The sequence below is a fragment of the Microcystis sp. genome, from assembly GCF_048564745.1.
GTDB lineage: Bacteria > Cyanobacteriota > Cyanobacteriia > Cyanobacteriales > Microcystaceae > Microcystis > Microcystis ichthyoblabe_A.
In genome coordinates this window covers 1-5,812 of the sequence record NZ_JBLZRT010000066.1, presented here as the reverse complement: position 1 = coordinate 5,812, position 5,812 = coordinate 1, and the positions used below count along the sequence as shown (strand labels likewise).

5 protein-coding genes are annotated in these 5,812 nt (G+C 44.3%); 3 read left to right on the top strand and 2 right to left on the bottom strand.

Translation table 11 applies throughout. The features are described from left to right. From ACOCD9_RS09200 to ACOCD9_RS09190, 3 genes are all read left to right on the top strand, one after another. A partial coding sequence (locus tag ACOCD9_RS09200; protein WP_419547184.1) for a tyrosine-type recombinase/integrase occupies nucleotides 1-211 on the top strand: 211 nt, incomplete at its 5' end. Nucleotides 212-310: 99 nt separating this feature from the next. After that, entirely contained in the window at nucleotides 311-1,243 is a 933-nt protein-coding gene (locus ACOCD9_RS09195) for a hypothetical protein (RefSeq protein WP_419547182.1), read from the top strand. 11 nt (nucleotides 1,244-1,254) lie between these two features. After that, a complete protein-coding gene (locus tag ACOCD9_RS09190; RefSeq protein WP_419547181.1) occupies nucleotides 1,255-1,476 on the top strand; it encodes a DNA-binding protein in 222 nt (73 codons plus the stop codon). A 238-nt stretch (nucleotides 1,477-1,714) separates the two neighbouring features. On the opposite strand, the gene ACOCD9_RS09185 is transcribed toward ACOCD9_RS09190, so the two are convergent. Both ACOCD9_RS09185 and ACOCD9_RS09180 read right to left on the bottom strand, forming a co-directional pair. After that, nucleotides 1,715-5,026, bottom strand: a complete 3,312-nt coding sequence (locus tag ACOCD9_RS09185) for a hypothetical protein (RefSeq protein ID WP_419547180.1) — start codon at nucleotides 5,024-5,026, stop codon at nucleotides 1,715-1,717. 334 nt (nucleotides 5,027-5,360) lie between these two features. After that, the gene (locus ACOCD9_RS09180) at nucleotides 5,361-5,585 is read right to left on the bottom strand and encodes a hypothetical protein (RefSeq protein ID WP_419547178.1); all 225 of its coding nucleotides are present in this window, start codon (nucleotides 5,583-5,585) and stop codon (nucleotides 5,361-5,363) included. Between the last annotated feature and the right edge of the window lie 227 nt (nucleotides 5,586-5,812).

Below are 5,812 nucleotides of genomic sequence, written 5' to 3'. Positions count from 1 at the left end.
TGACTTAGTTCTTAGGCAAGCTTGCGATCGATTGGGATTAAAAGGAATTTCTACCCATTCATTCCGGCGAACGGCTTTAACCAGAATGCACTTAGCGGGGGTTCCACTAAGAACGATTCAAAGAATATCAGGGCATTCATCTTTAGCGGCCCTAGCTTTCTATCTGGAAGTCACCGATGAAAACGTCCGGGACGCTGTGGGATTGATTTAGCGATCGAGTGCCAATTCTCAAAGTGTCCACTATTGGCTAGACATTGGCTATACAATTGGCTATCCTATGAATAGACAGATAGACAACGGATAGACAAATATGGCACGCGATAAATTAATCACGATCCGTATCGAAGGGGACAAGAGGCAAGCTTTTGGAGACTTGGCAAAAAGCCAAAACACTGACACAGCCTCACTTCTATATGATTTTATCTCAGGTTGCCTATCCGGTGAGATAGACATATCGCTAGTCACGGGTAAGGGGAACCGGATAGACAAGATAGACAATCAGATAGGCAGTGACCGGATAGACAAATTAGAGACGGATACTCAAAGACTAGACGAACGAGTAGGCATAATAGCCAAAAAACTAACCGACTGGATAGAAGCTTTTGACGATCGCCTAACCGACTGCGATCGAGAATTATCCGACAAAATCACTAGCCTAGAGCATCGCCTAAATGCCCTCGCTATCCAGTTGGATAGTCAAGAGATAGACAGAATAGACACGGATAGCCAACAGATAGACGATATGAAACCTTTACTAAAGAGAGAAAAGGAATGCTCGATCGCCACTTCCCCCCTTCCCACCGGGGAACCTTCCCTTCCCCCCGATAAATTGGGTAAGGGTGGTAACGGTGACATTTTCCCGGACTCACCACCCTCACCACCGGACGCGATCGAGGACCCAGAAAAAAAGATTGTGGACTTTCCAGATACTTTGATCGCTTCCCCAATCGAAACAGTTGAGTCTGATAGTGAATCAATCTCATCTATTAATGAACCGGACACGGACGCGATCGAAACCGTCCCGGATGACAGTTCCCCAATTGAACCGGGGAAGGGGGAGGGCATGAATCCCAATCAGGCCCATGAGTACCTAATATCTAAGGGGATAGAAGATACCAGCTACTACTATCTGAATAAATGGGCTAAAGCAGGGGTGATTGATACTTCCCCTCAAGGAAAAAACGCGATTAAACACCTAATACTGAGAGGTAAGCTTTACTTCCCCAAAACCGATCAGCCCTAACCCTGACTGACATGACCGATTACAGCCACACCGATTACAAGCCCCGCTATGTCAAGCGATCGCCAAAACCCGGCTATTTCACCCTTAGAGAAATCAGAGCCATGGATGTCCCCGGCTGGCCCGAATCGATCGAAGGCCTCCGAAAAAAAGCCGTCCGGGAACACTGGCCCCGCTCCGGCCGCAGGCCGTCAAAGGGGGGAGCGTATGAGTACCGGGCCGGGTTGCCCGATTAACACAGCTTCACTGGTTGCCAGTAGTCAAAACCCTTGCCATGATTGGGTTTAGGGAAAAGACTAGGTTCTTTTTCGGACCTTTCGATCGCGCCTACCAATGGCGCGGGGTTCAACTAGAGACAGAAAAAAAAATTACATTGTTGTTGGTAGCTTGCAACCGTGAACCACTTCTCAGGGTATTTTAGGGCAAAAATCCGCAATTTTTGCGGTTTTGGTTTTGGGTAGGATTAGGTTTTAGCTAGGCGATCGCCAAAAGCTGATTAAGAAGCTTATCCCGGACTGGAATAGGGATAAATCCCCATAGAGTAGTCCACTGATTGCGATCAAATACCTCTAGGATGTTCCCAAATTCCGATAAGAGTGAGTCCTCACTAACGGCCGCTAAGTAGTCCGCAGCATCATCAAATAAGCCTATCTCGCTCTCAGTAAGGTTTTCAGCTTGGCCACAATTGCTATTAGGGTTACTATAAGTAAATGTGGCCAAAATTTCATCTAAGAACTCCCGGCACCGATTGATCGTAGTCCGTGCCATGCCGGTTACAGTAGAGATCGCACGTTCGGTTATTTTTTCCCCGGTTTCCCATAACTGATTAGCGGCCTCTAGGATTAAACGGTTAGTTCTTTCTTTGGTACTTTCAGCATCCGGGGTTATCTCATGGGCCTTACACTGCTTAATCTGGTTAGGGGGGATAAGGTCACTAAAATCATAATCGGTCAAGAGAACAATCTCGAAGCGACGATCCGGGTGAAGATTAGCCCGCGGCCTCCCTGTCTCTTGTTTCACGATTCTCAAAATTTGATGATGGACATAGCGATCGAAGTCCTCACCATAGGGGTCATTACCCGTGCTAATAGCGTAATCATGCCTTAACGCTTCTAAGTTGGGTGTAGGTAGTCCATCGATGATTAGACGGGTAACACCAGCGATTAAGTTGGTTCCCTGACTATTAACAAAATGTCTTAGGCTTGTCTCATCCCCATCATCCTTACAGTGAGACTGGAATCGGATGACAGCCGTGTTATTGGGGTCGGTTTCCCGATAATGGTCAAGGATGACTTTAGATCGTCGCTTTTGACCTTCCCCCCGATTAATACCCATTCGGCCTAAGTCGATCACTTGCAGAAAATTGATATTTTCTGGAATATCCCCCCCAGTGGTAATCAGATCGATTTTTAGCCCGGTTCGGGCCTCAAGGTTTTCTATTGATTCCGTGGCACTCAAGAAAATGATTTTAGCGGCCTCATTGAGGATTGCTAAGAATCGAGAATCAACAAAAGAAATCGATAAAATACCGTGATTAAGACTTAAATAGCCTTTATTCTGTAAAGCATTAATTAATTCAGGTATCCACTGCTTAAGCGTCTCATTTTCTGCTTTTTCCGCTAGACTGCTATCCTTTTCGCTGAATGCCCGGCGAACTGCGATCGGCATATCAGCTATGCTTTCCCCCATTTCAGAGATTGGATCAAGAAAGCTTAAATCGGGGGTTAATGCTTCTTTCAGACGATTTAAATCTATATCGTTAGGGATTAGCCCTAAAAGCTTCTCTCTTAAGGTTTTGCCGTCAAAACCGTACCGATTAGACTGCTTTTCTGAGAGAAGCTTCTCAATCCCCATTAATAAGGGTCTAAGCAATAAAAACAGATCGGGGTCTTTTTTTGCTAAGGCTGCGATCGAGGCCGTGGTATCTTTCACTAATACCTTAACTATTTTCGTAGTGTTAGCGCTTAGTTCGCTTTCCTCAAAAATTAGGGTCGTATTCCCATAATCGTAGCCATTTTCGGGGTCGGTTGATTTAGGGTTAGGTAATGATGCCGGGTGAGCTATTAATCGCTTAGATTGTAATGCAATCGCACGCTTTTGTAGATAATCATAATCACCCTTACCCGACCGGCATAACTCTAAAAATTGGCAACCCTGACAGATAGTTGATGATTCTATCCCGTGGCTTATATTCTGATTAGCTAAGGCCGCATGGGTAAAGGGTCTAGCACAATTAGCCCGTAAATCTTTCTCTTGATACCTATCGAGTGAATCTTTCCTTTTTCGTGTTCTCAATTCCCCCAATTCGTTACGGTATAAACCAGCGTGACGGCCTTCTAATATTGGCCAATCTTTGAGGGTAGAGGTTGAGACATTTCGAGGGTCATTAGTAATATAAAATAAATCTGTAACTCCCATCATCTCAGGGGTTGCCTTGCCAGCGTCGTAAGATTTACCGCTTCCAGTTGGGGAAGTATCGAGAATATATTTACCCGATGCCCATAGACTTAATCTCTCAGGCCGATCATATATTTTTGCCTCTCGTTTATTTGGTAAGGGTGAGGGTGCGGGTTTTCTATTTTTTTTCCGATCTTTAAAAGCTAATCGTTTTACCTTTTCCCAGAATGATAAATCATTCTTAGCTAACTCAAACAATTGGCTAGGGCTAAGAAATTCGATTGATTCCAGATTCCCTATCTCATCAATATCACCTAATTTCTTATCAAAACCGTGACCCCAATAGGCAACGCTGATCGGTAGAATATCGCTTAATTTTCGATACTGATTAATAACGTTTTCATTGGCTAAACTACCCGCGTCAGGGTAAAGAGTCGCGACCGCGTTAGGGTTGCTTAATCTTTCTTTTATGGACTCGATCGCATTTAGTAATGATTCCTTACTACCCGCAAAATTCCCCCCCGATGCCCCGATAAAGGGTATCCCCAATCTATCGGCCGCTATAGCAGGCTTAATCTCTAACCCTTCGCATAAGCCTATCTGGTCATAGTGGTTTAACTCTTTGGGCCAATAGATAGCGATCGGTAACTCACCATTCTGTAACTTAGGTTCAACCCCCCGCGCACGGGAAGACAGCCATAAGTATTTCCCGTGGTCATTTTCCTTGCTATTGGGGTTATACAAGCGTAAACCGACAAATAACCCGTCCTCGTTGGGAATTGGGACTAAAACCCCCTTAACGGGATTATTTAGCTTGCTACCGTCCCAATTAACCCCCGATAAACCGGGAGAGACTGCCGGGGTTAATTTTTGCCATTGTTCAATTGATCTAAAGTGTCCGATTCTCTCATCGGCCAAATACCGACGGGATTTTAGCAGAATGCGATCGCTATCAGATAGAGTCAATTGATTGAGTATTTTTCTGATTTCTCTATCCCGTTCGGTAGGGGATAGCGAGCGAGCGTGTCTTTCTCGCTCTAATTGCTTTTGGCGCTCTCGCTGTTCTCGATACTCCCGGCGCTTCTCATCATTCCAGTTTTCAGCATCGGGCTTAAATGCCCACATATGAAAGCCGTTGCTGTCTATCCCCCGATGGATGTAATCGGGGGGATTAGCATCCATATCCCGGCAGTGAATCAAATTAGTTAACAGCGATTGCCGGCAGTCGCGTCTAGCACCGTTACAGATTGGGCATGATTTTTTTAGGGGCTGAAAACTCTTACTCATGGCGGCCTCCCTTGTCGTTCTGAGAGGCATTGCCGTGGCGATCGATAATCTCTGAGATGAGAGTCCGTAGGCAGTCCGATATATGATACAATGGTTTATCATTGAGTGGAATCAATGATAAATTTGTACTGGTAGTAAAAAAAGTTGACGAAACTTCGCTAAAGTCTGTTAATTTGTTAGGTATCATTTTTTTGAGTAATCCCCGTGACACTATATACAGTGTCCCGGGTTGTTTTTTTGAATGTTAGGAGAATTACTCAGATCGCGTTAAAAGTGAATCACGCGGTCACATCGGTTTTTTGTCTCTAGCGTAAAACGATTGTACCAGAAAAAAAATCACTGACAACTGATAACCGATAACTGATAACTGACACTTGAAAACCGAAACAATTGCGGTTTTGATTAATCTCTAATAACTGATAACCGATAACTGAAATTACTCGCTAAACTCGTTGTTAAACAAATCTTTTAGCACTTCATTCGCTCGATTTTGAAACCTTTTGGCTTTTTCCTCAGTGCTAAACTTAGCCACGGGTAAGGCTAAAAAGCCTAAAAAACCTTGTTTATACTGCCATTCGATATCGTAAAATCGATCGCCATTTTCATTCTGGTAATAATGGCGCGTATCGCTCAAAATTGCGGCTATTTCGTGTTTTTCCATCTTTTTACTCTCCTAATAAGGGGGAATTTAATCCCCCTTGATTTACTGATTACAAGCTAAATTTTTTCTGGGCCGAGATAAACAGGGTGGTAGCGATCGCTCGTTTATCTTCCCCTTCTACTCCGATGGTTACGTCAACCTGATCGAGACAAAATTTATAAAGTTTAGCCATTTCAGTCACATAGTTGGCAATCTCACGCTTTTGGCTATTAGATAAGCTAGATTGC